The organism is Morganella sp. Je.2.23 (genome assembly GCF_051129855.1).
In the GTDB taxonomy this organism is placed as follows: Bacteria; Pseudomonadota; Gammaproteobacteria; order Enterobacterales; family Enterobacteriaceae; genus Morganella; species Morganella sibonii.
In genome coordinates this window covers 1-235 of the sequence record NZ_JBCPSQ010000063.1, presented here as the reverse complement: position 1 = coordinate 235, position 235 = coordinate 1, and the positions used below count along the sequence as shown (strand labels likewise).

The 235-nt window shown below is 48.5% G+C and carries 1 rRNA gene; it reads left to right on the top strand.

The annotated features are described in order from the left end of the window. Positions 1-136: 136 nt before the first annotated feature. A 5S ribosomal RNA gene (gene rrf, locus AAZR23_RS20850) occupies positions 137-235 on the top strand; the annotation flags it as partial.

The window sequence follows — 235 nt, the reverse complement described above, 5'->3', positions numbered from 1 at the left end:
ACTAATGAACCGAGAGGCTTAACCTGACAACACCGAAGGTGTTTTGAGTTGAGAGACGAAGAAAGAATTTTTCAGCATAGTGAAGAGACAACAGAGTCATTCATTATGAAAGCTTGTTTTGGATTAAATGAATTTGCCTGGCGGCCGTAGCGCGGTGGTCCCACCTGACCCCATGCCGAACTCAGAAGTGAAACGCCGTAGCGCCGATGGTAGTGTGGGGTCTCCCCATGTGAGA